A 26,870-nucleotide genomic window follows, 5' to 3' on the forward strand; every position below is an offset into this window, starting at 1 on the left:
AAAATTGAGTTTTGTAAATCGATCTTTTACCTACATAACTGGTGTAAAAATGTTGGATTTGATTATCACTACATTAATATTTACAACCGTAAAACTGGTAATTATATTTCTAGGCAATACTTTAATGATTATATAATAGATAAGCCTTTGTATTAACTTACAAAGGCTTACTTTTATTTTTTACTTAAGTCAACAGAATCAATGCACTTTAAATTATTAAACAATTTGTTTTGACCTTTTTCTGTAATTATAAAGTCGTCGTTTACTTCAATATTAATCCTTATTTTATCTATTGGTTCTTTTTCTAATATATCCATATAATCGCTAATACTAATAGTTAAGTATGATACACCACATTGGGTGTTACCGTCGTATGCACCTATTTTTAATTTTTCTCCATTTTTAAACTGGATATGTACATATGAATCTTTAGATTTACAGCCTGTTGCATTTGCGAAAAAGGTTATTAAAATTAATTTTTTATCTGTTTTTTCTTCGTGATATTTGGTTATGACATATGTTAGTCCATCTTTAGAAAGCATGGTTTCATAAAAACCTACACTATAAGTCCATATGTTTTCAAAGTCATCGTACTCATATTTTGTATAGCATTTGTGGTCTATCTTACAAACACCTTTTTCTAATTTTTTTAATTCTGATTGTGAATAACTGTTTAAGACTAATGTTAGTAATAATATTATTGTTAGTAATTCTTTTTTCATAATTCTTAATTTTGACGAATGTAATATTTTTTTTAATATAATTATTTATTCTTTTATAGCAATTGACAAAGAGAAATTAAAATTATTGGCATTATATTTGGAAATCTTTAGTAATTATAAACTCACAAACTAAACTACATGAAAAAAATTACTTTATTGCTATTTGTATTAATCTCAATCCCTGCTTTTTCTCAGGATTCAGACATGAAAATATTTTTAGAGAAAAGAGAACCTATAAATATTGATCAATATGATTTGATTAAACAAGTAAATATATTTTATCCTGACATTTTGATTTCAAAAGAAGTCAAAGCAAATTATAAGAATAATTTAAAAGTTAATGAATTTTTATCTGCTGAATTAATTTATGCAAATAGTAGTAAGTTTAAACTTTATAATGTTACAATCATGGATAAAAGACATTTAACTTATACATTTTTATCAAATGATGATATTTTGACTTATGGTGATGTGCGAATATTTGATGGTAAGACTGTTAGAACATTATATCGTTTGTTAGGTGCAAATTCTTTGATGCAATACTTTGTTGATGGCAAGTTGATAAATGAAATAAAAGGATAATTTTACATATTAAAACCAATAAATAAACCCCAATAAAACGGGGTTTTTTTATGTCCATATTTTTTTTATACCTTTAGATTTCTACAAAATAGGGATTCCAAGTGCTGTTAATAAAGTTGTTAACATCTTCTTGGACATACTGCGATTCATACTATAAATTATAGTTCAAAAGTATATAGCCAATAATTCATAATATTTTGGTTTTCAGCACTTTTTTTAGCTCTACAATCTGACAATTATTCCTTTCAATATTATCTGAAGCCGCTTAATTAAATTAGAAATCATTTTTTATTAAACTTAATACCTTAAAATTTTCAATTTAATGCTCGCTGCTACAGCAATTCTTAAGCAGAAAATTAATAATAATATAATGTAAAAAATTGACAATTTTTTCTTACATTAGATATAGTATTAACTTAAAATCAAAAAATTATGGCTTTTATTGAAGTTACTTTGTATGACAACGACCAACCGTGTTATATCCTTAAAGAGAATGTTGATGTTGTGTACACAATTCCGGGACAAACAGACACTGAATTTTGCATCATTAAAACTATTGGAGGCCACGAAATTGGAACGAAAGAAAGTTTAGCACAATTAAAAACAATTATTGGAATTCCTTAATTTGTTTTATTTGCTAAATGCAATAAACCTTTGTATATCATCTATACAAAGGTTTATTTTTTTTTTAGAGCAATATTTATTCGTATAATTTGGTTAAAATAAGTTCTCCCGGAACCACATCATCACCACCTCTTTTATCAAACTGGATTTTTCCTTCTTTTTCAAAAAGTACTGCACTCACAGAAGTTCCGTCTTTTCCTTTTAATTTAATCTGGGCTCTTTCACCCAATGGACTTACGTTTCCTGTTATGTCTAAAATTCCTGAATTCAGTTCTTTTTTATTACTAGTAACTTCTGCTGTTCCATAAATTAAATAATTTGACTGAACCAAAGTTATTTTAAAGATATACTCTTTATTGCAGTCTTTGCAATCTTCATTGCTCCAGGTTCCTGTAAATCGATTGTTTTGCGAATGTGCTTGCACAGAAATAAAAAGCAGCAAAGAAATTATTATTTTCATTTAAAAATATTTTACAAATTGGACTCAAATATAAAATAAAAAAGCATCACGATTGTGATGCTCTTAGCTTTGTACCTGCGTTAAAAAAAAATTAATTTTTTGTATAAACTGATTTTCCGTTTAGTGAAACTTCAATCTGACCCGTTTTTTCGGTAAATGTTGTTCTCAAAACGTTTCCTTTAAAAAGCGAAACATCTCCGTAGACTTTTCCGGTTTCATCTGTAACATATTCGAATAATAGTTTTTTGTTATCTGGCTCAATTCCTAGTTTATAACTGGAAAATTTTGTTCCTTTTAAATCAAACTGTTGTTGCGAATCGATAATTTTACCATCGGCATAAAAATTTGTGATGGTTTTATTCAGCGTAATATCCGGATAAAATTCGTTTACTTTTTGAAGCAAAGCGTATTGAGCTACGTTTGCATCTTCTTGTTTAGATGTAATTGTTTGAGCAAATGAAAATGTTGTGGTGATAAAGGCTAATAGTAAAATGTACTTCTTCATAATTTTTAATTTTAGATTAATCGTTTTCAAAACACTTTTGAAAGCCGAATAGGTAGAAATAACTAATCTCTTTTTGAGATATAAAAAGTTTCTCTACTTAACAAGGTAGTAAATATTTACCTTTGCCGGAAATTAAAAGCAATCTTTTAAGAAAATGACAACAAAAAAATATATACAGCTTATCCTTATTTTAGGTTCTCTAACTGCACTTGGCCCTTTTTCAATCGATATGTACCTGCCTGGTTTCTCAGGAATTGCAAAAGATCTGCATACATCAGTTGCTCGTGTCTCAATGAGTTTGTCGAGTTATTTTATCGGAATTTCTGCCGGACAATTGCTTTACGGCCCCTTATTAGACCGTTTCGGAAGAAAAAAGCCATTGTTTATTGGTTTGTCAGTTTACATTTTAGCTTCTTTAGGTTGTGTTTATGTTACTGATATTGATTTATTTATCTTCTTGCGTTTTATTCAGGCTATCGGAAGTTGTGCTGCAACTGTTGCTTCTGTAGCAATGGTTCGTGATTTATTTCCTGTAAAGGATATTCCAAAAGTTTTTTCATTATTAATGCTGGTTCTTGGTTTATCGCCAATGCTTGCGCCAACAATTGGAGGTTATATTACAGAAGATTATGGGTGGCATACCATATTTCTAATTTTAATGTTTATGGGAATAGCAATTCTGACTGCTGCTCAAATTGGGCTGCCAAACAGCTATAAACCCGATACTTCTATTTCATTAAAACCAAAACCCATAATTACAAATTTTTTACTCGTATTAAAAGAGCCTCAGTTTTATACTTATGCTTTTACCGGTGCAATCGCCTTTTCGGGCTTATTTACTTATGTAGCGGCCTCTCCTATTGTTTTTATGGATATTTATCATGTAGATGCTAAAACGTATGGATGGATTTTTGCTTTTATGTCAGTAAGTTTTATTGGTTCCAGTCAGTTAAATTCACTTTTATTGAAGAAATTTTCAAGTGAACAAATGATTTTCAGTTCATTGATTTTGCAATCAGTTATAAGTGTAGTTTTTCTGGTTTTGTCATTAAATAATCTTCTTGGTTTGTATGAAACAATTGCAATGCTGTTTCTTTTTCTGGGCTGTTTAGGGATTTCAAACCCAAATACTGCAGGACTTACGATGGCTCCGTTTGCAAAAAATGCAGGAAGCGCTTCTGCCTTAATGGGAGCAATTCAGCTCGGACTTGGTGCACTGGCATCGTTTGCCGTTGGAATTTTTGTAAAAAATTCTGTTACTCCAATGGTTGTGATTATGACAGCAAGTACAATTACGGCATTTGTTGTTTTGAATATTGGTAAAAGGTTTATCAAAAATAAAGTTGAACTAGCCGAAGGCGCTGATGTAATGATTGAACATTAAACAAATTTCAGAAATCGAAATTATAAAATGGAAATAAAAACAAAGCCAGAACTTACACATGTTCTGGCTTTGTTTTTTTTATTGTCTTTTATCAGGTCTGATAATCATTCTCAGAGATTGGTCTCTGGCAAAATAAGCTACCATCCAGTTGTAAAAAGTATTTAGTCTGTTTCTGTATGTTATCAAAGAGATCAGGTGAATAAATAACCAGATGATCCAGGCAAAGAATCCTTTGAAATGCCATTTCGGACTTGGTAAATCTACGACAGCTTTATTTTTCCCTATAATTGCCATAGATCCTTTGTCATTGTATACAAATGGTTTAAGAGGTTTATTTTTAACCATTGCTTTAAAATTTTTGGCTAAATTTAATCCTTGCTGAATTGCAACCTGCGCTACTTGCGGGTGACCATCAGGAAAATTCTTGTCTCCGGCTGTGATTGCAGTATCCCCAATGGCATAGATATTTTCGAGGCCATTTACTTTATTATACTGATCGGTTGCCATGCGTCGGCCCCTGCCATAACTTTCTTTCGGGATTCCATCAAAAAGCTTTGCAGATACACCGGCAGCCCAAATTAAGTTTTTAGTCTTAATAGTATCTCCATTTTCAAAATAAACAGTATCGTCGACATAATCTGTTACTCTTGTATGAAGTTTTACAACTACACCAAGTTTTGTAAGGGCTTCTAGAGTATCTTTTTGAGATTCTTTGCTCATTGGTGCAAGCAAGGCATCTCCGCCATCAACTAAATACACATTGCTGGCAGAGGTTTCTAATTCAGGATATTCCTTTAGCAAAATATTTTTACGCATTTCGGCAAACATACCAGAAACTTCAACTCCTGTAGGTCCGCCGCCGGCCACTACAATTGTTAATAATTTACGTCGTTTGCGAATGTCTTTGGTAATCGCGGCTTTTTCCAGATTTTTAAGCAATGTATTTCGCATTTCGATGGCATCATTTAAGGTTTTCATCGGAATAGCGTTTTTCATTACGTTTTCCATACCAAAATAACTGGTTTCTGCACCCGTGGCAAAAACAAGATAATCGTATGATAATTCGCCATTGTTAAGGATTATTTTATTTTCGGCAGGAACTACGGAAAGCAATTCTCCTAAACGGAATTGAAGATTTTTTTTACCTGCAAAAAACTTTCTGAAAGGATAACTAATACTTGATGGTTCTAAAAAAGCGGTGGCTACCTGATATATTAGCGGAGGAAAAAAATTATAATTGTTTTTGTCAACAAGTGTTACTTGTATTTCCGGTTGGTTAACAAGCTCTTTTGCGAGATTTATTCCTGCAAAACCGCCTCCTATTATGACTATATTCATATATATTGTTTATTAAGTAGGATTTATGAGTAAAACTATTTCTGCTTATAGCAGTTCTATAAATTTAACATTATAATTTCAAATACAAAAACCAATTTGGAGTTTTATGTTAAAAAATTATGAAATTAATTGGTCAATTTTAGTTTCATCATGTAGTCAGTTTGCTCATCATCTCCAAGCTTAAAAATATGCTTGTCAAACTCAATAAAGCCATTTTTTTTATAAAAACTTAATGCTCTGAGATTTTTTTCCCAAACACCCAGCCAGACATATTCAGCATTTTTTTCTTTTGCTATTTCAATAGCCTTGTCATAAAGTAATTGCCCGACTTTTTTTCCGTGAAATTCCTTAGAAACATAAATCCTTTCAATTTCAAGTGCTTTATCGTCCTTTAATTCGGTTTGAGATTGTCCGAAATTAATTTTTAAATACCCAATTACTTCATCTTTAAGGGTTGCGAAGTAAAATTCTGAGTTTTCATCAGCAAGTTCCGCGGTTAGTTTTTGGTAGGAGAATTGTTTTTCCAGATAAGCTTTCATGTTTTCTTCAGAATTAAACTCTGAAAATGTTTCATAGAAAGTTTCCTGGCCAATTTCTTTTAACTGGTCAATTTCACCGAGAGATATTTTTCTTATTATGATATTTTCTGCCATTTCAGTATGTATTTTTATAATTCAAATTGTCATTTGCTTATAAAAATACAATATAAATTGGCTAAATCAGTGGTCCTAAATGTTACTTTTTGAATTTTTTAACAGGCTTTTCAGTTACTTCAACCTTGTTTTGTAAAACATAGTTTGCCATCAGTTTTTCAACTAATTCATCTTTAGTAAGATGGTGAAAAACCGTTTTTACATTTGTTTTCAAATCTGCTGAAAGGTCATGATTTGGCTTTGTTTTGAAGATCTGTTTTGCCCATAAAAGCATATTATTTTCCTCTAAACTTACCGCAGAAGGTTTCTGAAATTTAGTAAATTTAATTCCTAATTCTTTTTCAAATTCAGGAATCTCAATGGTTTCTTCTTCTTGTAAAACTGTTAGAGAAAGCCCCTTTGCTCCTGCTCTGGCTGTTCTTCCGCTTCTGTGAACGTAGTTTTCATAAGTGTCCGGCAAGTGGTAATTGACAACATACGAAATTTCTTTGACATCAATTCCTCTCGCTGCTAAATCTGTGGCAACCAGAATATTAATATGTCCTTCACGAAATTGCTCCATAATTCTGTCACGAATTCCCTGAGATAAACTTCCATGTAAAGCACCAGAAGAAAAACGGTTTATTGCCAGATTTTTGGCTAATTTATTGACAGCAGCTTTTGTTTTACAGAAAATGATTCCGCGTTCACCATCTCTTGAATTCAGAAAATGCATTAAAACATCCAGTTTTTCAATAGGATCAACTACAATATATTCATGATCAATTCCTTGGTTACCAACAGTTTCCATATTGGCACTTACCTGAACCACATTTTTGTTTAAATAATTCTGAATCAATTGTTTAATTGTTCCCGGCAAAGTAGCAGAAAACAATAGAGTGCGGTGTTTTTTTGGTAACTCAGTAATGATTTCATCTAAACTTTCCTTAAGAATAGAAACCATTTCATCGGCTTCGTCCAGAACTAAATATTCTGCTTGTTTTAAGTCAACTGCTTTGCGCTGAATCAAATCGATTAAACGGCCAGGAGTTGCTACAACAATATGTGTAGGTTGTGTAAGACGCTCAATTTGAGGCTTTATTGGGATACCTCCACAAGTAGAAGCTATAGAGATATTCGGAATATGTTTTCCAAAACTTTCTAAGTTTTTAAATATCTGCTGGCCAAGTTCTCTGGTTGGCACCAAAATTACTGCCTGAACAATTGGTGATTCGGTATTAATTAATTGCAATAAAGGCAATCCGAAAGCAGCAGTTTTTCCTGTTCCAGTTTTGGCTAAACCTACAACATCATGACTTTCAGATAAAAGTAACGGAATTGTTTTTTGTTGAATTTCTGTTGGCTCAACAATATTTAATTCGCTTAACGCTTTTAAAATTGGTGTTGAAACTCCTAATGCTGAGAATTGTTTAGACATTTTTTAGTTTTGTTTTTATTGTTTTTTGTTTTAGGTTTCAAGTTGTTTGAATGTGTATTTAACCGCAAAGTTCGCAAGGATTTACGCAAAGAAACGCAAAGCTTAGCGTTTAAACTTTCAAAACTTTGCGTAAATCCTTGCGAACTTTGCGGCTAAAAATTATGTTCAAAGTAAACAACCTGAAACTTGAAACCTGAAACATTTTTTAACTTTTTCAGATCAATCCGGTTCGTTCATGATTTTCTCACGATATTTTTTACCTATTAATAAGGTCATATTTTTCTTGTAATCATCAACAAGCCATTCACGGTAGTTTTTGCTGCATTGGCTTAGACATTTTGCATATCGTTTAATACGGCATTCTATATCATCATCAAGTTCTTTGGCCAATGATTTGGCTTCCTGAAGTGTTTCGGTATTATCAACACACATAGAAGCGTGTTGTTCCAGTGATTTATCTAATACAATTTTTGAACGCAGATTTTGTTTGATTGCCAATTTATGTTCTTCATCAACATCAAAAGTCACATCGGCAGTTTTACTAAATTTAGTACGTAATTCCGGTGGCATGCTGTATTTAAAAAACATTTCAATCTCAGTATCATCACGAAGATTTTCAAGATAAAATTCAGGAGATTTAAAAATGTGCTGCCAGTTTACCGGCTCGCTCCATAAACCGAAACGTGCTGCGTTATTACCCAGGTCAATAACCGTAAATTCATCTTTACCGGGCAATTTACGAGAACCACGACCAATCATCTGGTAATATAAAGTTAATGATTTTGTTGCTCGGTTTAAGATAATAGTCTCTACCGTAGGCTCGTCAAACCCTGTAGTAAGAATTCCGACAGAAGTCAGGATTGCATCGGGAGTTTTCTTAAACCACTGCAAAATATCCTTACGCTCTTCGGTGCTGCTGGTATTATCAAGATGCCTGATATCGTAACCGGCTTCTCTAAAAGTTTCATACACATATAAAGAGGTATGAATACCATTATTAAAAATTAGTGTCTTTTTTCCTAATGAACGCTCTGTATAGGCATGCAGCAATTTTTCCTGCATAACTGTGTTGGTATACAAATCATCTGAAGATTTTACAGTATAATCTCCATTGATACCCACTTTTAAGGATGTTAAACCAACATCATAACTATAAGTTGTAGCGCGCGCCAAAAATCCTTTGTCAATTAATGAACTAATTGTGTCTCCCACAATAAGCTCATCATAACTTTGGTGCATAGGTAATTTTATATTCGAACTCAAAGGTGTTGCTGTTACTCCAAGGATAAAAGCATTTTTGAATGAATTTAATAATTTACGGAATGAATTGTAATGGGCCTCATCAATAATTACCAAACCAATGTTATCAAGATGTAATTTTTCATCATTGATACGGTTTTTTAAAGTTTCAACCATTGCCACAAAACAAGAATAATCATTCTGATCCGGCAATTCTTTTACTTTACTATTTATTATTTTATTAGTCACACCAAAACCTTTCAGCATTTTTGAAGTTTGCTTACAAAGTTCTATACGATGTGTTAACACCACTACTTTTTTATCATTGTTAGATAAATAGCGACGAACGATTTCAGAAAAAATTACTGTTTTTCCACCGCCGGTAGGCAGTTGATATAATAAATGATGTTGAGGAGGAGCATTATCCAAACGGTCAAAAATGGCATCAATATCGCCCTTTTGATATGCATAAAGTTCTTTTTTGTCTTCTCTTTCTATTTCTAAAGTGTTTTGAGGCATTGTAATTTTTGGATTTTTGCAAAAGTACACCTAAAAAACAGTTATTCATTGCGTTTTAACGTAAAATAAATTATTGTTTTTAATAAGATTTTTTATGGGAAGTGTTTTTATAAGCCGATTTTATCTAAAATTGTATCAAAATCGTATTTATTTTTCCATTTTTGTTGAATAGTTTCTTGTTGAATTGCAATAATTCTTGCTTTAAATTCATTCAAAATCCCATTTGAAATAATAAAATTAACAGCTTGTTCAAAAGAATTAAATATACTTTTGTAAAACAAATCCTGCTTTATAAGGTTTTTAGACGAATAAGCTTGTGCAATTTCAATATTATAAAGCATCAAATCTGCGATTACAAAGGCGTCAACTCCGAGAGAAATAAAATGTTTGATGATTTTTTGCGCAACCGAACGACGCATTTTTGCCCTTGGACGCCATTTTGAAGTTGGTTTTTTTATCGGAAAATATTCATGTGAGATTTTGGACTTACTTTCCTGCAGAAGTTTGTCTTCTTTGGGATTAAAAGCAAAGTCATAAAAAACTTTAACGGGAGCAAATTTCTCATATAACTCAATGATTTGTTCCTCAAGCTGTTCTTTATTTAATTCTGCCAAATATTTTTTTAAATCGCGTTTACTCATAAATATTAAGTCATTTTTCAATTTTAAAATTCCAAATTCCAATTGGATTGCTCCATATAATTATTGAAATGTATCTCTTACTAAGTTAAGAAACACTGCCAAACTTAGCAATGTTAAAAACAATTTATTTTTCAGTTTCAGGTATCGAATGACAACCATAATGCCTAATTTTGCTGGCATAAACTCAAAAAAACAATTACATGCTTAAGATTTTTAAAGTTACAGCAATTTTAGAAGGAATTTCATATTTAGTTTTATTTGCTAACATGCTTATAATCAAAACAAATAATCCAGAACTTTATCATACGTTATTACGTCCGTTAGGAATGACTCACGGAATTTTATTTATTGGATACATTATTTTGGCTTTTTTACTTCAAAAATCTCAAAATTGGGATCTAAAAACTTTCGGAATTATTTTAATCGCTTCTCTTATTCCTTTTGGGACTTTCTATGTTGAAAAAAAATACTTAGAAAAGAATGCATAAGTTTTTGGATAAAGTATTCAATTTTTTATATCCGGTTTTCAGAGATTGGGGAATGAGCCGCAATTTTGCGTCTTACATCAGCCTGGTTTTTAATATCATCATTCTTATCGCGTTGGCGTATGTCATATACTATGCCGCAAAATTTATTTTAGTAACCCTGACGGCCATTTTTGCCCAAAGAACCAAAACAAAATTTGACGATTATTTAATTCAGAACAAAACAACACGGTATACAGCCTACCTGATTCCGTTTTTCTTTATATACAAAGCCGTTCCTGTAATTCTGGACCGTTATGAATATTGGGAACTGGTTTTTGGAAAAATAGTTGGAGTCTACATTGTTTTGCTGGGATTATGGATCGTTCGTACCATTTTTAATTCGCTTCGTGACTACTTAAAACAAAAGCCTGAATATAGTGATAAACCTATCGACAGTTTCGTTCAGGTTATTATGATTGTACTTTGGATTTTTGGGGTTGCTCTTATTATTTCAACTTTATTCGGAATCAAAAAAGGGGAACTTTTAACTATTTTAGGAACACTTTCGGCAATTATTATTTTAATTTTCAGAGATACAATTTTAGGTTTTGTTTCCAGCGTACAGGTAGCCATAAATGACATGGTTCGAATTGGTGACTGGATTACAATGGATAAATTCGGAGCAGACGGAGATGTGATTGAGATAAACCTGACAACAGTAAAAGTCCGGAATTTTGATAATACAATCACCACAATTCCAACTTATGCGCTGAGTTCGGATTCTTTTCAGAACTGGCGCGGAATGCAGAATTCTGAAGGAAGACGCATTAAAAGACACATTTTAATAAAAAGCAGCAGTATTCGTTTTCTTCATAATGAAGATTTGAATCAGATGAAAAAAGTACAGCTCATTTCATCTTATATAGAAACCAGACAGGCTGAAATTGAGAAATACAATGCTTTGCATGGTGTTGATAAAAGTCTTGCGCTTAACGGTAGAAACATGACTAATTTAGGTTTGTTCCGAAAATACATCATGCAGTATCTGGTGACACATCCGGGCTTGAACAAAGACATGCATATTATGTGTCGTCAATTACAATCGAGTGAGCATGGAGTTCCGTTAGAGATTTATGCTTTTTCGAGCGACAAACGCTGGGCAAATTACGAATATATTATGTCTGATATTTTTGATCATGTAATGGCTTCTGTGATATATTTTGATTTGGAAATGTTCGAATTGCCATCGCAAATTGGGCGTTAGATCAATAATAACAGGTTATTTTAGGTTTTATTTTTTTAGGTTTCAAGTTGTAGTATGTTGTCTGCACAGGTGCGTCGCTCTCTGGATGTGATTTCTCCTCTGTCGAAATGACAAATACTAAGACAACCTGAAACCTGAAACTTTAAAAAAACTACTTTTTCACTTCCTCAAAAACAAATTTCGGATCGTTAAAACTCAGCGTTCCCTGAATAAAGCAAGGAAGATTCATAAAAGTGCCAATTACACCATTTCCAAGTAGCAATTTGTTTTCTTTTTTAAGCAAAGCCAACGGAATCCTTTTCCAGCTTCCACCATTTGAAATATAATGTATATCGCCTGTCAAAGTATCTCCTTTGATATCACCACGGACATCCCCGGAATCTTTTCCAATTTTATAATAAGAGCGTTCATAACGTCCATAAAAACGTTTATCACTAATTTTTAATGCAAAAACAGCAGTGTCTTTTCCGTTTACAGCTCTGTATTGTACATCTTTATATTTGCTTTCTTTTGAATTGCAGGAGATTACCAATGTCAAAATAGAAACAAGGAAAATAAAGGATAGTTTGTTCATTTGAAATATTTGAGTTGCCTTATATATTTAGTTAAGAGTAAAACTAATTTTTATATTTAAGTTATTAGTTATAAAAAATAGTTTTTTTCTGTTTGAATTTTTCTTAAATTTAAAGAAAAAACATGACAGACAGGGACACTTTTTTAAAAGAATTCAGAGGCGAAACTTTAGGAACTGTAAGTGCTCAGTCTTCAGCGGATGAGTTATTCCAAAATCAGACCATCAGACCAGTTTTAAAACTTCAAAACGATCTTTTTATCGCAGCTTTCGCAAATTATGTAAATAAAAACAAAGCAGATTTCTATTCTTATAGCGTGGAAAAGAAATTACAAACTATTGAAAATTCCATTCAAAAGGACATTAAATTCAGAAATTCCCTAAAAGGAATGGTGATGGCACTTTTTACTGTCGAAGAATACAATACTTATATTCAAAATTCATCAAGTCTAAACAAGAGAATGATGAATTTATTAATTGAGAGATTAAAAAGCCAGGTACAGTTGTTTGAAGCAGAAATGAATTAGAAGTTAAGGATTATTTATGTTTTGGTAATTCAAACAGGTTATAATTCTAATTAAAAATAAAAAAGCGCTTAAAATTAATTTTAAGCGCTTTTTATTAAGTTAGTATTTTAATAGCTCTAATAAAGTTTCTTCAAATCGATTTTTAGCTAAAAACTGATCTTCAAGCGCTTTTGTAAACGGAATTGGAGAATCAAGGCTTGCAACTCTTTTTACCGGAGCATCCAGATATTCAAAACATTGTTCCATTATTAATGCTGAAATATCGCTGGCAATTCCACCAAACAAAGTATCTTCCTGATAAATGATTGCTTTTCCTGTCTTTTTTACGGATGCAAAAATAGTTTCTGTATCTAATGGCTGCAATGTTCGCAAATCAATTAAATCAGCTTTTATTTCAGGATTTTTTGCCAAAGTTTCTAATGCCCAGTGTACAGGAGCCCCAAAAGAAATAATAGTGACATCGTTTCCTTCTTTTAATAAGGCTGCTTTTCCTAACGGAATGGTGTAATAATCAGTAGGTACATCCTGATATACGCTTCTGTACAATTGTTTATGTTCGAAAAACAAAACAGGATTAGGATCATTTATCGAAGTATTTAAAAGACCTTTTGCATCATAAGGAAAGGCAGGATAAACTACTTTTAAACCTGGTGTTTTGGTAAACCATGCCTCATTTGTCTGTGAGTGAAACGGACCGGCCTGTGTTCCTCCGCCACAAGGCATACGAACAACAACATCGGCTTTTTCGCCCCAGCGGTAATGAGTTTTTGCCAGTAAATTTACAATAGGATTAAATCCAGTCGAAACAAAATCAGCAAACTGCATTTCTACAATTGCTTTGTATCCATTAATAGATAATCCCATTGCGGCAGAAACGACAGCGCTTTCGCAAATTGGAGTATTACGAACGCGTTCTTTTCCAAATAAATCGACAAAACCATCTGTGATTTTAAAAGCTCCGCCATATTCAGCAATATCCTGTCCCATAATAACCAGGTTATTGTGACGCTCCATCGATTGTTTTAAACCTTTGCTGATGGCATCAATAAAACGAATATTTTCTGAAGATTCAGAAGCGTTAACTTCTTCATGTTCATAAGGTTTATAAACATCATCTAATTCTCCGCTATAAGTAGGTACTATTTCCGGTTCTAAATTTGCAAGCGCTAAATTTTGATCAATTTCGAGTTTTATTTCTTCGCGTAAAGCAATATCATACTCCTCAGTAAGAATTCCTTCTTCTAATAAAAACATTCTGTAATTATCAACAGGATCTCTTGTCACCCATTGCTTCATTAAGTCTTCCGGAACATATTTGGTTCCACTCGCCTCTTCGTGACCACGCATCCTGAAAGTTTTAAATTCTAATAAAACCGGATGTGGGTTCTCTTTCATTTCCTTCTTTAACTGTACTGTTTTATTATAAACTTCTAAAATATTGTTACCGTCAATAATATAGCTTTCAATACCATAACCAATTCCTTTATCTGCAAGATTTTCGCAATAGTATTGTTCATTAGTTGGTGTAGAAAGTCCGTAGCCATTATTTTCTATAATAAACATTACAGGCAGTTGCCATACAGCAGCTATATTTAATGCTTCATGAAAATCGCCTTCACTTGTAGCGCCTTCACCAGTAAAAACGGCTGTAACTTTTTTATTGTTTTTAAGTTTATCTGCTAATGCAATTCCGTCTGCGATACCCAATTGTGGTCCCAGATGCGAAATCATTCCTATGATATTATATTTTTGAGTTCCAAAGTGAAAACTGCGATCCCTGCCTTTTGTAAATCCGCCTGCTTTTCCCTGCCATTGGGAAAAAAGTCTGTGCAAAGGAATGTTTCTGCTGGTAAATACACCCAAATTGCGGTGCATTGGCAAGATGTATTCAAAATCTTCCAGAGCTGCAGTAACCCCTACTGAGACTGCTTCCTGGCCTATGCCGGAAAACCATTTTGAAACTTTTCCCTGACGAATTAAGATTAGCATCTTTTCTTCTATCAATCGGGGCTTTAGTATTTTTTTGTATAAATCTAATAATTTGCTTTCGGGAAGGTCTTGTTTGTAAAAGATCATTGGTCGTTGTTTAATGTTTTCAAATATATAAAAATATAACAATTTTAACATTAATTGTTATAAAAATAAATTTCAGTCTTTTAATTTCCGTTACGGGAAATTATAGCAATTCAGCTCAAATACTATAAATATAATTTTCTGCGAATATATAGGAGATTTCTTATTTAAAGCTAATTATTTCATGTAAATATTTCTTAATTCTAAAAATTTAGAAAACAAAATATTTGAAAGTAAATATAATCAAAAATAGATGCTGGAAATTATTACTGAATGATATAAAATCAATTTTCTATTAAAAATTAAAATTCAAATATAAAATATTCTCTACCTTTGTTATTGAAAGGCTTTCTCTGCCTTTTATCTTTTAATAAAAAATGTAAAGTATGCAAAACATTCCTAGTGTAGACTTACGTGATTTCCTTTCGGGCGACCCGGAACGTAAACAAAAATTTGTAAATGAAATCGGCAGTGCATTTGAGAACATTGGCTTCGTAGCCCTAAAAGGTCATTTTTTGGATGATCAGTTGGTAGACGAACTTTATGGCGAGATAAGAAAATTTTTCGCTTTGCCAGTAGAAACCAAGCATAATTATGAAATTCCCGGTATTGGCGGACAAAGAGGTTATGTTTCTTTTGGAAAAGAACATGCTAAAGGACGCAAAGAGGGAGATTTAAAAGAATTTTGGCATTTTGGTCAATATGTTGACAAAGATTCCAAATACGCATCAGAATATCCTGATAACGTAGAAGTTAAAGAATTACCACATTTTAACGCTGTAGGTAAAGAGGCTTACCAAATGCTTGAAAAAACAGGTGTATATGTACTAAGAGCTTTGGCTTTGCATTTGGGTCTGGATGAGTTTTATTTTGATGAATATGTAAAAGAGGGAAACTCTATCCTGAGACCAATTCACTACCCGCCAATTACTTCTGAGCCGGAAAACGCTATTCGCGCTGCTGCTCACGGAGATATTAACCTTATCACACTTTTGATGGGGGCTCAGGGAAAAGGTTTACAAGTGCAGAATCATGACGGAGAATGGATTGATGCTATTGCTGCAGATGATGAATTGGTAATTAATGTTGGGGATATGTTGTCGAGACATACTAACAACAAACTAAAATCAACTATACATCAAGTAGTTAATCCACCGAGAGAATTATGGGGTACTTCCCGCTATTCTATTCCGTTTTTTATGCACCCGGTAAGCGATATGCGCCTGGATTGTCTGGAAAACTGTATTGATGCCGAGAATCCTAAGAAATTTGAAGACATCACGGCGGGCGATTACTTATACGAACGTTTGGTAGATTTAGGTTTAATAAAAAAATAAACACTTTAAATCTCTCCCGAAGCATCGGGATTAAAATTCCAAATTCCAAAAAATGACAACTATTTGGAATTTGGAATTTAATTTTTACAAACTATAATTTTGGATTTTAAACATTATGGATTTTAAAGATCAACTAAAAAATTTATTTCCGGATCACGTCGAATCAAATGAGCCTGAAGAAGTTCAGGAGCAAGATCATGTGCTTTACGTTCAGAAAGAACCAATGATTTGCAAATTCGAAAAACGAAAAGGAAAAGCAACTACTATAATCGAAGGTTATGAAGGATCTGATGAAGACTTTAAGATTCTTGCCAAAGAAATTAAGACCAAACTGAGCGTTGGCGGCACTTTTAAAGATGATTCTATAATAATTCAGGGTGATTATCGTGATAAAATTATGGCAATTTTAAAAGAAAAAGGCTTTAAAACAAAACGAGTGGGCGGATAATAAAAATTCCCATTTTTATCCCAAAGCTTCGGGACCAAATTCCAATGTTTGACCGTGAAAATTTAACCGCAAAGTTCGCAAGGAATATTTCTAATCTTTGTAAAAGGCAAAGATCGTAAAGCTTTATCTTTTAGCATGATCAATTAGAATTTAGAAAAAAACCTTAGAACCTTAGCCACTCAGAACCTTAGCACCTAAAAAAAAAATGATACAAGCATCAGAATTAATACTTAACCCTGACGGAAGCGTTTATCACTTAAACCTTCGTCCGGAACACATTGCCAACGATATTATTTTTGTTGGAGACCAAAACAGGGTAGAAAAAATCACTCAGTTTTTTGACTCAATTGAATTTTCTACTCAAAAAAGAGAATTTAAAACCCAAACGGGAACTTACAAGGGAAAAAGAATTACTGTAATGTCAACGGGAATTGGCCCCGATAATATTGATATTGTATTAAATGAGTTAGATGCTTTGGTAAATATCGATTTAAAAACCCGTCTGCCCAAAGAAAACCTGACCTCTTTAAATATTATCAGAATTGGTACTTCGGGATCTTTGCATGCAGATATTCCTGTAGATAGTTTTGTAATGTCAAAATTTGGTCTGGGATTAGATAACATGCTTCGCTCCTATTTAATTGATGAAGTTTCGAATGCAGCAATTGAAGATGCATTTGTTACTCATACAAACTGGGATATCAAAAAAGGAAAACCTTACGCTATTGCCTGTTCAGAAAAATTAGAAAAAATAATAGAATCTGATAAAATATTTAAAGGGATTACAGCTACTGCCGGAGGTTTTTACGGACCACAAGGCCGTGTCTTGCGTTTAAATATTCAGGATCAGGAACTAAATAATAAGATGGATAATTTTACTTTTAACGACAATAAAATTACTAATCTTGAAATGGAAACAGCTGCAATTTATGGTCTTTCGGCACTTTTAGGACATAATGCATTATCTTTAAATGCTATTATTGCCAATCGTGCTTCAGGAACTTTTAGTGAAGATCCATATAAAGCTGTTGATCAGCTTATTTCTTATACGTTGAATAAACTGGCTCAAAAATAATTAGATAAGCAGTCAATTTGAAAATTAGATATTTATGCAAGATACTATTCTTAAATTTGAGAGGTTACTGAATGAAAACGCCGGTTATTTTCCAACAATTGATTCTTCTGTTTTAGAAGAAAGAAAGGCAGGAAAATGGTCTAAAAAAGAAGTTATTGGGCATTTGGTTGATTCAGCTATTCATAATTTAGTTCGTTTTACAGAAATCAATTATTTGGAAAAACCGTATCAACACAGGCCTTATAACCAAACTGATTTAGTAAGTTTAAATCAGTATCAGACAAAGGATATTGATGAATTGACACAATTGTGGTTTTCATTAAATCAACAAATCATACGAATTATGAAATCTGTTAGTGAAGAAGCCTTGGATTATAAAATTATTTTAAGTGATAATTCTGTTATTGATTTAAGGTTTATGATGACAGATTACGTAGCACATTTGGAACATCATATTAATCAAATTAGATCATAAAACTATGTTTTTAAGAGTAGCGCGACATACAGATAATCTTGAAAAAATTGAGAATTTTTATGTCAATATTTTGGGTTTTGAGCAGTTGGGCGGTTTTGAGAACCATAATAATTATGATGGCATTTTTATCGGAAAACCTGGCCTGGACTGGCATTTTGAGTTTACTCAATCTCATGAAAAAGCAGAACACCATTTTGATCAGGATGATGTTATAGTACTTTATCCAAAATCGATAGAAGATTATAACAGATTAATAAGTAGTCTCTTAAAGAATAATATATCAAGTATAACTGCAAATAATCCTTTTTGGAATGAGAATGGTAAAATGTTTTTGGACCCTGATGGCTACCGAATCGTTATATCACCTCTAAAAGCAGAAATAAGCGAAATTGATTAAAGAAAAAACAAATAATTATATAAATTTTCAATTAGATAATTTATTAGTAATAATTATAAAAAAGTAATGACAGATACACATACAAAAATCCTGTTCAAGTATTATAGCGATTATCTGGATGAAGTTGTTTCTGAAACGATGTGGGCAGAAATTATTGATGAAGAAAAAGGCCTTTATAAACTGGATAACATTCCATTTTTTGGACCTTTGATCGCTACGGATGATATTTTTTATGCCGAATATGATGAAACAGAACAAAAACTAATGCACAGAAAAACGATACAAAATTCTGGAAATTCTATTGTGCAGGTTGCTGTTTTGGAGAAAGGTTTTGATAAAGAGATAATTCGCGAAAAACTAAAATCTATAAACTGTATATCTGAAGAACTGAATGATACTTTTTTTGCTGCTGAGATTAGTAAGGATGTGGATTATTCTTTGGTAAGGAGTATATTGACTGAATATGACTCTCAGGAGATTATAGAATATGCAGAACCCTGCCTTTCTGAAAAACACAGAACTGATTTATTAAAAAGCTAAAATATATTTAGAATACCGCATGCCAAACTTAACTTAAACTTAAACTATAATGAAAACCGTAAAAATTGTGGGTGTTCCTGAACACTTCAATCTGCCATGGCAATTATGCATTGAAAATGGTGAATTTGAAGCGGAAAATATTGATTTGCAATGGAAAGACATTCCCGAAGGTACAGGTAAAATGTGCCAGATGCTTCGTGATGGAGAAGCTGATATGGCTGTAATCCTGACAGAAGGAATTGTTAAAGATATTGTTGCCGGAAATCCAAGTAAAATTGTTCAGATTTATGTGCAGTCTCCTTTGATCTGGGGAATTCATGTGGCGGCAAAATCAGAGTATCAAACAATAAAAGACCTGCAAAACAAAAAAGTAGCTATTTCAAGAATTGGCTCTGGTTCGCAGCTTATGGCTTATGTAAATGCAAATGAACAGGGCTGGGAAACCGATGATCTGGAGTTTGAAATTATAAATACGATTGATGGCGCTGTTGAAGCCCTGACAGATGGAACTGCAGATTATTTTATGTGGGAACATTTTATGACCAAACCGCTTGTAGACAAAGGGATTTTCAGACGTGTTGGTGACTGCCCTACTCCATGGCCATCTTTTGTTATTACCGTACGCGATGAGTTCTTAAAAAAGAATCCAAAAACGGTAGAAAAGATCCTCGAAATCATAAACAAGACAACTCACGATTTTGCTCAGATTCCTAACATTGATAAAACGCTGGCAGAATTATTTAACCAAAAACCAGAAGATATTCAGGAATGGTTAAAACTGACACAATGGTCTCAAAAACATTTAAGTGAAAAAGCTTTTATTAAAATCCAAAATCAATTATTTGAACTCGGAATTATTGATAAAAAAAGTACTTTTGTAGAAACGGTAAAAGCACTATAGAAACTGCTTTTTATTCTTATGATAAAATTCCCTAAAATCGACTTTCCGCAATTACAATCCAGATTACAGGTCAAATCGCCCTGGGACAGGATTATTATTATGCTGTTGAGTCTTTTAATAACAATTCCGATTTTTATCATACTGCACCAGAACCTTATTGACTTAAAATGGCCATTTAATTTAGACAGGGTTTTTATTTTTATAGCTGTTTTTGCTGGTATTTTCTTTCTGTTAATGTATCTCAGAACCATAATTTTGGTTTGTGTAGCCATTTATTTATTGATTTTGGTTTACGGTTCTGTTATTGGCAACTATGGCTTTACAGAAATATCAGAAGATTACAATTCGATGATTTACACCATGTCCGATAATCCGTATCCACAGGACATTATCGTGGCAAAACTGCTGCCATTTCCGAACAAATCACAAATTATCAGTGCAATAGAATATCAGAACCCAAAAGTGCGAAACTTTGCAATTATGGCTACTACAAAGCATTTTAAAAAGATAAAAGGCTATTCTGATTACAGGACAACGATTCAGTGTTTTGCTGTTTTTAAGGAAATAAACAGCCGTTGGAATTATGTAAATGATCCAAAAGAAGGCGATTATATTGCAACGGCAAGTGAATCTCTGCAATATTTTTCAGGAGATTGTGATGACCATTCTATATTAATGGCAGCAGCCATACGTTCTATTGGAGGAACCCCAAGGCTCATTCATACAAAAGGGCATATTTATCCTGAAATGTTAATTGGATCACTTATCGATCTGGAGAAAGTAAATTATCTGGTCAAAAATGTACTTTTCTTAAAGGAAAGCTACAAACAGAAATTACATTATCATATTGATGAACGTGGTCAGGTATGGCTAAACATGGATTATACGGCCAAATATCCGGGAGGGCCATTCATGTATGAGGAGATTTTAGGAGCATTGACGCTTAACTAACCCGTAAAAACTTGCTGATTTTTTTGTTTTTATTTGAAAACGATGATAATCTTCAAATTTAATAACCTAAAACTTATCTTACATTTGTCTTTGATTAAATAGTTGATTACAAGTAATTTGAATTTCTTTTTTTTGTAAATTAGTTCCTGTATAACTTTTTAATCTAACATCATGAAAAAATCTAAATTATTAATTTTTGGGATTACCCTGCTGGCAGTGGTAATGATTTCTTGTTCTGACCGGAACAAATTAGTAAACTCCTGGAAAATTACTGCCGTTGAAGCTAAAATTCCTCTCTCTGATTCAGCGAAAGCTGTAATTCTTCAAGAAGGAAATTTGACCTTTACAAAAGACGGACATGTTACCGGATATTTACAAAGAGAAATAACAGATGGGACATATGCCTTGACAAAAGGAGGAAAAAGTCTGGTGATTAAAGACGAAACCGGCACACCTTACCCTTGTGTAAGTACTATTACAAATGATGAGCTGATATTAGACAGCAAAGAAATGAAGTTGACACTCAAAAAAATATAAGTTTTAAAAAAAATGCAATACCACAAAGAATAAAAACTTCTTAATTTTTAAGGAGTTTTTTTATGCCTTAAAAGTATGTTAGTTGCTTTTTAATATTTTAAAAACATATTCTTTGTAGCTCGCGCCGATTGGGATTTCTATATTTCCAAATTCGACATCATAAGCTGTAAATGCAGTAATATTTTTTAAATTGATTATAAAAGAACGATGAATCCTCAGGAAACCTTTATCCTGCAATTCTACTTCGATATCGCTGATTTTGTATTTGGCTGTAAATTTTACCCCTTCTTTTTTGTGTACAACTATATAGTCCTTTACGCTCTCAATATATAATATAGATTGGATGTCTATTTTATTAAACTTAGGGCCGTTTTTTATATAAATGAAATCTTCTTGTGCCGGCGTAATTATTTTATCGTTTACAGGACCGCTAATCCTCATGTACCGGTCGACAGCCTTAAAAAAACGATCGAAAGTGATAGGCTTTAAAAGATAATCTATAATATCAAGCTCATAACTTTCTAATGCATATTCACGATAGGCGGTTGTAAAAATAACAGCAGGAGGATTTTTTAATGTTTTTAAAAAATCAATTCCGGTAATCTGTGGCATTTTAATATCCAAAAACAAAAGGTCGACAGCTGTAGTTCTTAGCATTTCTGCGGCCTTTAAGGCATTTGGACAAGTTCCTGCCACTTCAAAATAATCTAATTTACTGATATGATTTTGCATGAGGCTTATGGCCAGAGGCTCATCATCTACTAATAAACATTTAATTTTCATTTTAGGCTAGATTATTTGCAAGATTTATTTTTAGTGAGGCCGTAAAATCCTTCTCTGTTTTAACAACATTAAAAGTATAATTTTCAGGATAAATTTTATCAAGCTGCTGAATAATATTATTCAGTCCTATTTTTCCACTCTCAGCTTCAGAATCAATATTATTAATGGTGTTTTTTACCGTAAATTCAAAGCAATTATTGAGAAGTTTCAGATCTATTTGTATAGTGGGTGCACTTCCTATATCCTCTCCTGCTCCATGTTTAAAAGCATTTTCAACCAGTGAAAGTAAAATTAAAGGAGCTATAGAACCATTTTGATCTAAGGAATGGTTGAAAATAACACTAAGACGTTCATCATAACGCAGTTTTTCCAGCGTGATATAATTGTCCAGCAGCGTTATTTCTTGTGAAATTGGCACATACGTAGTGCTGCATCGGTACAATATACAATCTAAAATTTCTGATAAAACAGCAATTGATTTTGATGTAATAGGTGAATTTACAAGAGAAAGTGAATAAATATTATTGAGCGTATTAAACAGAAAATGCGGGTTTAATTGTGCTTTTAATATTTTTAATTCCGTTTCGGCTTTTTGTTTTTCCAGCAATAATGCCTTTTTGTGAATGATATACTGATCCTTGATTAGTTTTATGAACACAAAAAATATGGATAAAGAAAAAGTATGCAAAAAATAGGATTTAAACAACTTGGGAAGATCTGTTAGAATTTCTAAAACAGGTTCCTGTTCAAATGGCGGTGTGCGGACCAAAGGCTCATAAACGTGAACAACAAAAAGTCTTTCTGCAGCACAAAGAATGTAACATCCGATAAAAAATTCGATCCAGATACTGGTGTATTTTTTTGCAACCATTAATTTGGGCAATATTCTATAAGCAATAAAATAAGCCAGAAGAATAGAAAAAATTTCGTCTAATGCTATTTCCAGCATATCAGACTTTATTTCCATCGGATTTCCGGCAAACACACTTTTGTTCGTAAACATGATATATATACATGTCCAGAAAAAGATGTGCGTAGCCACTCTGTGGGCTGTGGTATAATTGATAAGTTTCTCGAATGCTGTCATACAGGACCAAAGTTACTATTTATTTATAAAGACAAATACTGCGTCGACAAATAGATAAAAAAAAGGCATCAACGAGCAAAAAACGGATACGAATTGGTTTTATAGCAAATTTTCTATTGTTTGTCTTGTATAATGGTCTCTATAGCATGTCCTCAATTTTTGCGGGTAATTAATTTGGAGTTTTGGTAAAAATTATAAAACCAATCAAAAAATGAAGTTAATTACATCAATCATCTTATTCTTCGGAGTGGCCTGTATGGCACAAAAACCAGCCGAATTTATTCTTAAAGGAAAAATAGCAGATTCAAAAACGAAACAGCCAATTGCTTATGCTACAATATTGTTAGTGTCGGCCTCTCAGGAAAAAAAAGCAGTTACATCAGACTCAGACGGGACTTTTATCATTAAAAATACGGCAGGAAATTATCAGTTAAAAATTGAATTCTTATCTTATAAAACAGTTACAATTGATTATCTTCAATTGAATAAAGATATTGTGATGAATGATATTTTACTTGATGAAGACATTAATCAGTTAAATGAAGTAAATGTTGTTTCAGAAAAATCTACCGTAGATCTAAAACTGGACAAAAAAGTATTCAACGTCGGAAAAGACATTCTTTCTAAAGGAGGTTCAGCAAATGATATTCTGAACAATGTTCCTTCTGTAAATGTTGATGTTGCCGGTGTTATAAGTCTTAGGGGAAATAATGCCGTAACAGTTTTGATAAACGGAAAACCATCCATGTTAACAGTAAATAACGGCTTGTCTCAAATCGCCGCTGCCAATATTGAAAAAATCGAGGTAATAACAAATCCCTCTGCAGCGTATGAAGCACAAGGCGGTGGTGGAATAATTAATATCGTTCTTAAAAAGAACAGTATGCAGGGATTTAACGGTTCGCTTCAGGCCGGAATTGCCAATCCTGCCAGAAATACCCTGAATGCCAATGTGAGTTACAAAACAGAAAAAATAAATCTTTTTTCAAATATTGGGTACCGTTATTTTGATATTAATGCATCAAACAAGCAGTTTCAGATAAATAAAAATGATGGAGAAACGACATTTTTAAATCAATACAGTGAAATTAACCGTAATAATAAAACGTATAATATATATGTTGGGGGTGATTATTATATTAACGAAAAAAATACACTGACCGGAAGTTATTACAGAAGTAAAAATACAAACAGCTATAAAACCCCAACTACTTATAATTATACCAATGCAGCGCATGCAACAGACAGCATTATCTCACGATTTGAAAATTATAAAGAACCTCAATATTATAATGCCTTAGAACTGAATTATGTAAAAACCTTTGATAAAAAAGACAAAAAATGGACAACCAGCCTGCAATATGATTTCTGGAATGATGATGAAAATCAATACATCAGCCAACAAAAGACTTACCCTGCCAATACTGGAATTTCAAATTTATATTCCAGAGACATCGAAAGCAGTAACGATATCTTTATCAAATCAGATTATGTAAACCCGATTAACGAAAATTCAAGGATTGAAATGGGTGTCAGAAGTGATTTGCGTGCGCTTAGAAGTGATTACTACACGACTATAGATGATGTTCTGGAGGAACAATATACCAATAAATTGAAATACGATGAGAATTTATACAGTGCCTATTTTCAGTTTGGAAGTAAAATTAAAAAGTTTAATTATTTAATTGGCTTACGATCAGAGTTATCAGATATACAGATTGCCGATACAAAAGGCACTTTTAACAAAAGTAAAAACTATATCAATTTGTTTCCTACGCTGCATTTTGTTTACAATTTAACCAGTAAAACAGATTTACAGCTGAGTTACAGCAAAAGAATTAACAGACCGCGATTTTGGCAGTTAAATCCGTTTTCGGGACTTTCGGATCTAAGAAACCTAACAGTCGGAAATCCTGATTTAAACCCGATGTTTATCAATTCTTATGAGCTTACTCTTTTGGCAAAACCCGGAAAATTCAGCATCAATCCATCTGTTTATTACAAACACACAAAAGACTTTTTTGAATATATCGTAGAACGTACAGATGAAAATTATTTTGTAAATACACCCGTAAATCTGGGCACAGAAGACCGTTTTGGGACAGAAGTTTCTACCACTTATAATCCTGCCCAATGGCTGCGATTGTCATTTGACTTTAACTACTATAAATTCAGACAAAAAGGGGTTTACAAAGATGTGGTTTATAACGTTGAAAATCAGACCTGGTTTGCAAACTTCCGTTCGGTTGTTAAGTTTCCTAAAATCATTTCGGGAGATTTTAGTTTTAGATATAGTGGAAAAAATCAGGGAGTTCAAACACTCACAGAGCCACAATACAGTGCAAATATTGGTGTTAGCAAAGATTTATTAGAAGATAAAATGTCTCTTACACTAAATGTAAACAATTTGTTTAATTCACAAATAACAAGAGAAAAAACGGCGACAGCTTCTTATTATATCGATTCTGAATACAAATCTCAGGGACGTTATATAAACCTGACTGTTACCTATCGTTTTAACCGCAAAAAAAATGAAGCAGACCGTTTACCAGACGGAATGTAATCTCACTTAACAGAAATCGCAACAGTATCGTGCTGTTGCGATTTTATTATTTTTAATCACTTTAAATTATTAAATGTATTTATAAATTTACTGTTGACATACAGTTGTCATGCAACCTGTTTACATTTGTAAAATAAATTTAAAAATAACTATATTTACAATTGATTATCATATAGTTATAATTACAACCAAATCGTAGAAATATGCAGGATATCGAAACTTTTTACCCAAAAAGCAAGCAGGATTGGAGAAAATGGCTAAAAAATAATCATCAAAAAAAACAATCTATTTGGCTTATTTGTTATAAAAAGCAAGCAAACATACCCACTATTACGTGGAGTGAGGCCGTAGACGAAGCACTCTGTTTTGGATGGATTGACAGCACAAGGAAATCTATTGATTCAGAAAAATTCATACAATTCTTTACCAAACGTAAACCACGCAGTGCCTGGTCCAAAATAAATAAAGAAAAAATAGAACGATTGATGAGTGAAAATCTAATGAGCCAGGCAGGTTTGGAAAGCGTTGAAATTGCCAAACAAAATGGTTCATGGACACTTTTGGATCAGGTCGAAGAACTTTATATTCCTGAGGATCTCGAACTGGCTTTTGAAGCCAATCCCGGCTCAAAAGATTATTTTTTAAGTTTAAGCAAATCTGTAAAAAAGATTATTCTGCATTGGGTCACCGTTGCCAAACGCCCGGAAACAAGACAAAGCAGAATCAACGAAACTGCTGTACTGGCTTCTCAAAAACTTAAACCCAAACAATTTAGATAGTTTCAAATATT

The 26,870-nt window shown here is 32.5% G+C and carries 29 protein-coding genes; 17 read left to right on the forward strand and 12 right to left on the reverse strand.

Annotation, left to right across the window (positions count from 1 at the left end; genetic code table 11):
* Positions 1–173: 173 nt before the first annotated feature.
* Positions 174–722, reverse strand: a complete 549-nt coding sequence (locus JOD96_RS15105; protein WP_209565065.1) for a hypothetical protein — start codon at positions 720–722, stop codon at positions 174–176.
* Positions 723–860: 138 nt separating this feature from the next.
* Between JOD96_RS15105 and JOD96_RS15110 the strand changes: the two genes are divergently transcribed.
* Together JOD96_RS15110 and JOD96_RS15115 are read left to right on the forward strand one after the other, a co-directional pair.
* Positions 861–1,304, forward strand: a complete 444-nt coding sequence (locus JOD96_RS15110; RefSeq protein WP_209565066.1) for a hypothetical protein — start codon at positions 861–863, stop codon at positions 1,302–1,304.
* Between the two features lie 432 nt (positions 1,305–1,736).
* Positions 1,737–1,928 (forward strand): hypothetical protein, encoded by a 192-nt coding sequence (locus tag JOD96_RS15115; RefSeq protein ID WP_209565067.1) that lies wholly within the window; start codon positions 1,737–1,739, stop codon positions 1,926–1,928.
* A gap of 76 nt (positions 1,929–2,004) precedes the next feature.
* On the opposite strand, the gene JOD96_RS15120 is transcribed toward JOD96_RS15115, so the two are convergent.
* Together JOD96_RS15120 and JOD96_RS15125 are read right to left on the reverse strand one after the other, a co-directional pair.
* A complete protein-coding gene (locus tag JOD96_RS15120) occupies positions 2,005–2,388 on the reverse strand; it encodes a hypothetical protein (protein ID WP_209565068.1) in 384 nt (127 codons plus the stop codon).
* Positions 2,389–2,479: 91 nt separating this feature from the next.
* On the reverse strand, positions 2,480–2,893 hold the full coding sequence (locus JOD96_RS15125; protein WP_209565069.1) for a hypothetical protein: 414 nt from the start codon (positions 2,891–2,893) through the stop codon (positions 2,480–2,482).
* A 154-nt stretch (positions 2,894–3,047) separates the two neighbouring features.
* On the opposite strand from JOD96_RS15125, the gene JOD96_RS15130 reads away from it, so the two are divergent.
* Positions 3,048–4,277: a multidrug effflux MFS transporter gene (locus tag JOD96_RS15130; protein WP_209565070.1), complete on the forward strand. Its 1,230-nt coding sequence runs from the start codon at positions 3,048–3,050 to the stop codon at positions 4,275–4,277.
* A 78-nt stretch (positions 4,278–4,355) separates the two neighbouring features.
* Here the strand turns inward: JOD96_RS15130 and JOD96_RS15135 are convergent, their stop codons facing one another.
* The 5 genes from JOD96_RS15135 to JOD96_RS15155 form a co-directional block, all read right to left on the reverse strand.
* Entirely contained in the window at positions 4,356–5,615 is a 1,260-nt protein-coding gene (locus tag JOD96_RS15135) for an NAD(P)/FAD-dependent oxidoreductase (RefSeq protein ID WP_209565071.1), read from the reverse strand.
* Between the two features lie 125 nt (positions 5,616–5,740).
* Complete coding sequence (locus JOD96_RS15140; protein WP_209565072.1) at positions 5,741–6,268, reverse strand: GNAT family N-acetyltransferase; 528 nt, start codon at positions 6,266–6,268, stop codon at positions 5,741–5,743.
* 82 nt (positions 6,269–6,350) lie between these two features.
* The gene (locus JOD96_RS15145; protein ID WP_209565073.1) at positions 6,351–7,685 is read right to left on the reverse strand and encodes a DEAD/DEAH box helicase; all 1,335 of its coding nucleotides are present in this window, start codon (positions 7,683–7,685) and stop codon (positions 6,351–6,353) included.
* 219 nt (positions 7,686–7,904) lie between these two features.
* On the reverse strand, positions 7,905–9,443 hold the full coding sequence (locus tag JOD96_RS15150; protein ID WP_209565074.1) for a DEAD/DEAH box helicase: 1,539 nt from the start codon (positions 9,441–9,443) through the stop codon (positions 7,905–7,907).
* A 107-nt stretch (positions 9,444–9,550) separates the two neighbouring features.
* A complete protein-coding gene (locus JOD96_RS15155) occupies positions 9,551–10,084 on the reverse strand; it encodes a DUF6155 family protein (RefSeq protein ID WP_209565075.1) in 534 nt (177 codons plus the stop codon).
* Between the two features lie 200 nt (positions 10,085–10,284).
* On the opposite strand from JOD96_RS15155, the gene JOD96_RS15160 reads away from it, so the two are divergent.
* Both JOD96_RS15160 and JOD96_RS15165 read left to right on the forward strand, forming a co-directional pair.
* Complete coding sequence (locus tag JOD96_RS15160; RefSeq protein WP_209565076.1) at positions 10,285–10,572, forward strand: DUF3817 domain-containing protein; 288 nt, start codon at positions 10,285–10,287, stop codon at positions 10,570–10,572.
* On the forward strand, positions 10,565–11,815 hold the full coding sequence (locus JOD96_RS15165) for a mechanosensitive ion channel family protein (RefSeq protein WP_209565077.1): 1,251 nt from the start codon (positions 10,565–10,567) through the stop codon (positions 11,813–11,815). The genes JOD96_RS15160 and JOD96_RS15165 overlap by 8 nt, the downstream gene beginning before the upstream one ends.
* Before the next feature lie 151 nt (positions 11,816–11,966).
* On the opposite strand, the gene JOD96_RS15170 is transcribed toward JOD96_RS15165, so the two are convergent.
* Positions 11,967–12,389: a hypothetical protein gene (locus JOD96_RS15170; RefSeq protein ID WP_209565078.1), complete on the reverse strand. Its 423-nt coding sequence runs from the start codon at positions 12,387–12,389 to the stop codon at positions 11,967–11,969.
* Between the two features lie 122 nt (positions 12,390–12,511).
* Here JOD96_RS15170 and JOD96_RS15175 point away from each other — a divergent pair, with 122 nt between their 5' ends.
* A complete protein-coding gene (locus JOD96_RS15175) occupies positions 12,512–12,913 on the forward strand; it encodes a glyoxalase (RefSeq protein WP_209565079.1) in 402 nt (133 codons plus the stop codon).
* Between the two features lie 99 nt (positions 12,914–13,012).
* On the opposite strand, the gene JOD96_RS15180 is transcribed toward JOD96_RS15175, so the two are convergent.
* On the reverse strand, positions 13,013–14,989 hold the full coding sequence (locus JOD96_RS15180) for a thiamine pyrophosphate-dependent enzyme (protein WP_209565080.1): 1,977 nt from the start codon (positions 14,987–14,989) through the stop codon (positions 13,013–13,015).
* A gap of 383 nt (positions 14,990–15,372) precedes the next feature.
* On the opposite strand from JOD96_RS15180, the gene JOD96_RS15185 reads away from it, so the two are divergent.
* The 9 genes from JOD96_RS15185 (at position 15,373) to JOD96_RS15225 (ending at position 21,647) form a co-directional block, all read left to right on the forward strand.
* Complete coding sequence (locus JOD96_RS15185; RefSeq protein ID WP_209565081.1) at positions 15,373–16,323, forward strand: isopenicillin N synthase family dioxygenase; 951 nt, start codon at positions 15,373–15,375, stop codon at positions 16,321–16,323.
* Between the two features lie 115 nt (positions 16,324–16,438).
* Positions 16,439–16,771: a translation initiation factor gene (locus JOD96_RS15190; protein WP_209565082.1), complete on the forward strand. Its 333-nt coding sequence runs from the start codon at positions 16,439–16,441 to the stop codon at positions 16,769–16,771.
* A gap of 205 nt (positions 16,772–16,976) precedes the next feature.
* Positions 16,977–17,846, forward strand: a complete 870-nt coding sequence (locus tag JOD96_RS15195) for a nucleoside phosphorylase (RefSeq protein ID WP_209565083.1) — start codon at positions 16,977–16,979, stop codon at positions 17,844–17,846.
* Positions 17,847–17,880: 34 nt separating this feature from the next.
* Entirely contained in the window at positions 17,881–18,321 is a 441-nt protein-coding gene (locus JOD96_RS15200) for a DinB family protein (RefSeq protein WP_209565084.1), read from the forward strand.
* A gap of 4 nt (positions 18,322–18,325) precedes the next feature.
* Entirely contained in the window at positions 18,326–18,718 is a 393-nt protein-coding gene (locus JOD96_RS15205; RefSeq protein WP_209565085.1) for a VOC family protein, read from the forward strand.
* A 66-nt stretch (positions 18,719–18,784) separates the two neighbouring features.
* Positions 18,785–19,258 (forward strand): DUF4265 domain-containing protein, encoded by a 474-nt coding sequence (locus JOD96_RS15210; protein ID WP_209565086.1) that lies wholly within the window; start codon positions 18,785–18,787, stop codon positions 19,256–19,258.
* 49 nt (positions 19,259–19,307) lie between these two features.
* A complete protein-coding gene (locus tag JOD96_RS15215) occupies positions 19,308–20,159 on the forward strand; it encodes a substrate-binding domain-containing protein (protein WP_209565087.1) in 852 nt (283 codons plus the stop codon).
* Between the two features lie 18 nt (positions 20,160–20,177).
* Complete coding sequence (locus tag JOD96_RS15220) at positions 20,178–21,110, forward strand: transglutaminase (RefSeq protein ID WP_209565088.1); 933 nt, start codon at positions 20,178–20,180, stop codon at positions 21,108–21,110.
* A 171-nt stretch (positions 21,111–21,281) separates the two neighbouring features.
* Positions 21,282–21,647, forward strand: a complete 366-nt coding sequence (locus JOD96_RS15225; protein ID WP_209565089.1) for a hypothetical protein — start codon at positions 21,282–21,284, stop codon at positions 21,645–21,647.
* Positions 21,648–21,725: 78 nt separating this feature from the next.
* Here JOD96_RS15225 and JOD96_RS15230 read toward each other — a convergent pair whose 3' ends face one another.
* Positions 21,726–22,430, reverse strand: a complete 705-nt coding sequence (locus tag JOD96_RS15230) for a LytR/AlgR family response regulator transcription factor (RefSeq protein ID WP_209565090.1) — start codon at positions 22,428–22,430, stop codon at positions 21,726–21,728.
* A gap of 1 nt (position 22,431) precedes the next feature.
* Positions 22,432–23,517, reverse strand: a complete 1,086-nt coding sequence (locus tag JOD96_RS15235; protein WP_209565091.1) for a sensor histidine kinase — start codon at positions 23,515–23,517, stop codon at positions 22,432–22,434.
* 211 nt (positions 23,518–23,728) lie between these two features.
* Between JOD96_RS15235 and JOD96_RS15240 the strand changes: the two genes are divergently transcribed.
* Positions 23,729–26,080 (forward strand): TonB-dependent receptor domain-containing protein, encoded by a 2,352-nt coding sequence (locus JOD96_RS15240; RefSeq protein ID WP_209565092.1) that lies wholly within the window; start codon positions 23,729–23,731, stop codon positions 26,078–26,080.
* A 203-nt stretch (positions 26,081–26,283) separates the two neighbouring features.
* Positions 26,284–26,859 carry a YdeI/OmpD-associated family protein gene (locus tag JOD96_RS15245; protein ID WP_209565093.1) on the forward strand — a complete coding sequence of 192 codons (576 nt, stop codon included), beginning with the start codon at positions 26,284–26,286 and terminating at the stop codon, positions 26,857–26,859.
* Positions 26,860–26,870 lie beyond the last annotated feature (11 nt).

This window comes from Flavobacterium sp. 1355, assembly GCF_017833415.1.
Taxonomy (GTDB): Bacteria; Bacteroidota; Bacteroidia; order Flavobacteriales; family Flavobacteriaceae; genus Flavobacterium.

Bases quoted from the DNA above. Each gene is read 5' to 3' on its own strand.
- JOD96_RS15105 (WP_209565065.1), bottom strand. From the start codon at position 722: ATGAAAAAAGAATTACTAACAATAATATTATTACTAACATTAGTCTTA.
- JOD96_RS15110 (WP_209565066.1), top strand. From the start codon at position 861: ATGAAAAAAATTACTTTATTGCTATTTGTATTAATCTCAATCCCTGCT.
- JOD96_RS15115 (WP_209565067.1), top strand. From the start codon at position 1,737: ATGGCTTTTATTGAAGTTACTTTGTATGACAACGACCAACCGTGTTAT.
- JOD96_RS15120 (WP_209565068.1), bottom strand. From the start codon at position 2,388: ATGAAAATAATAATTTCTTTGCTGCTTTTTATTTCTGTGCAAGCACAT.
- JOD96_RS15125 (WP_209565069.1), bottom strand. From the start codon at position 2,893: ATGAAGAAGTACATTTTACTATTAGCCTTTATCACCACAACATTTTCA.
- JOD96_RS15130 (WP_209565070.1), top strand. From the start codon at position 3,048: ATGACAACAAAAAAATATATACAGCTTATCCTTATTTTAGGTTCTCTA.
- JOD96_RS15135 (WP_209565071.1), bottom strand. From the start codon at position 5,615: ATGAATATAGTCATAATAGGAGGCGGTTTTGCAGGAATAAATCTCGCA.
- JOD96_RS15140 (WP_209565072.1), bottom strand. From the start codon at position 6,268: ATGGCAGAAAATATCATAATAAGAAAAATATCTCTCGGTGAAATTGAC.
- JOD96_RS15145 (WP_209565073.1), bottom strand. From the start codon at position 7,685: ATGTCTAAACAATTCTCAGCATTAGGAGTTTCAACACCAATTTTAAAA.
- JOD96_RS15150 (WP_209565074.1), bottom strand. From the start codon at position 9,443: ATGCCTCAAAACACTTTAGAAATAGAAAGAGAAGACAAAAAAGAACTT.
- JOD96_RS15155 (WP_209565075.1), bottom strand. From the start codon at position 10,084: ATGAGTAAACGCGATTTAAAAAAATATTTGGCAGAATTAAATAAAGAA.
- JOD96_RS15160 (WP_209565076.1), top strand. From the start codon at position 10,285: ATGCTTAAGATTTTTAAAGTTACAGCAATTTTAGAAGGAATTTCATAT.
- JOD96_RS15165 (WP_209565077.1), top strand. From the start codon at position 10,565: ATGCATAAGTTTTTGGATAAAGTATTCAATTTTTTATATCCGGTTTTC.
- JOD96_RS15170 (WP_209565078.1), bottom strand. From the start codon at position 12,389: ATGAACAAACTATCCTTTATTTTCCTTGTTTCTATTTTGACATTGGTA.
- JOD96_RS15175 (WP_209565079.1), top strand. From the start codon at position 12,512: ATGACAGACAGGGACACTTTTTTAAAAGAATTCAGAGGCGAAACTTTA.
- JOD96_RS15180 (WP_209565080.1), bottom strand. From the start codon at position 14,989: ATGATCTTTTACAAACAAGACCTTCCCGAAAGCAAATTATTAGATTTA.
- JOD96_RS15185 (WP_209565081.1), top strand. From the start codon at position 15,373: ATGCAAAACATTCCTAGTGTAGACTTACGTGATTTCCTTTCGGGCGAC.
- JOD96_RS15190 (WP_209565082.1), top strand. From the start codon at position 16,439: ATGGATTTTAAAGATCAACTAAAAAATTTATTTCCGGATCACGTCGAA.
- JOD96_RS15195 (WP_209565083.1), top strand. From the start codon at position 16,977: ATGATACAAGCATCAGAATTAATACTTAACCCTGACGGAAGCGTTTAT.
- JOD96_RS15200 (WP_209565084.1), top strand. From the start codon at position 17,881: ATGCAAGATACTATTCTTAAATTTGAGAGGTTACTGAATGAAAACGCC.
- JOD96_RS15205 (WP_209565085.1), top strand. From the start codon at position 18,326: ATGTTTTTAAGAGTAGCGCGACATACAGATAATCTTGAAAAAATTGAG.
- JOD96_RS15210 (WP_209565086.1), top strand. From the start codon at position 18,785: ATGACAGATACACATACAAAAATCCTGTTCAAGTATTATAGCGATTAT.
- JOD96_RS15215 (WP_209565087.1), top strand. From the start codon at position 19,308: ATGAAAACCGTAAAAATTGTGGGTGTTCCTGAACACTTCAATCTGCCA.
- JOD96_RS15220 (WP_209565088.1), top strand. From the start codon at position 20,178: ATGATAAAATTCCCTAAAATCGACTTTCCGCAATTACAATCCAGATTA.
- JOD96_RS15225 (WP_209565089.1), top strand. From the start codon at position 21,282: ATGAAAAAATCTAAATTATTAATTTTTGGGATTACCCTGCTGGCAGTG.
- JOD96_RS15230 (WP_209565090.1), bottom strand. From the start codon at position 22,430: ATGAAAATTAAATGTTTATTAGTAGATGATGAGCCTCTGGCCATAAGC.
- JOD96_RS15235 (WP_209565091.1), bottom strand. From the start codon at position 23,517: ATGACAGCATTCGAGAAACTTATCAATTATACCACAGCCCACAGAGTG.
- JOD96_RS15240 (WP_209565092.1), top strand. From the start codon at position 23,729: ATGAAGTTAATTACATCAATCATCTTATTCTTCGGAGTGGCCTGTATG.
- JOD96_RS15245 (WP_209565093.1), top strand. From the start codon at position 26,284: ATGCAGGATATCGAAACTTTTTACCCAAAAAGCAAGCAGGATTGGAGA.